Origin of the sequence: Achromobacter sp. SIMBA_011 (assembly GCF_046535435.1) — a bacterium.
GTDB lineage: Bacteria > Pseudomonadota > Gammaproteobacteria > Burkholderiales > Burkholderiaceae_B > Achromobacter > Achromobacter dolens.
On record NZ_JAWRWN010001091.1, the window covers coordinates 1 to 243 of the forward strand.

The following is a 243-nucleotide window of genomic DNA, read 5'->3' on the forward strand; positions in this document are numbered from 1 at the left end:
CGGCGAATCCGGCGACGATAACCTCATTTGCTGTCGGCGAAGCGGAGGCGATCCCGACCATAAGGCTGGCGGTGGAGATGATCCCGTCGTTTGCGCCCAAGACGGCGGCGCGCAACCAGCCAATGCGATCTCTCGAATGTCGTTCACTGTGGGTCATTGCTACCAGCCTTCCTTGTGACGAGGGAGAACCGCGAATGCTCGCGTTATTTTAGAAGGATTCTAATTTTGACATACTGTCGCGTG

At 56.4% G+C, this 243-nt stretch carries 1 protein-coding gene; it reads right to left on the minus strand.

Annotation, left to right across the window (positions count from 1 at the left end; all coding sequences use genetic code 11):
• On the minus strand, window positions 1–157 hold a 157-nt coding region (locus SB816_RS34400; RefSeq protein ID WP_410548546.1), incomplete at its 3' end, for a VIT1/CCC1 transporter family protein.
• Between the last annotated feature and the right edge of the window lie 86 nt (window positions 158–243).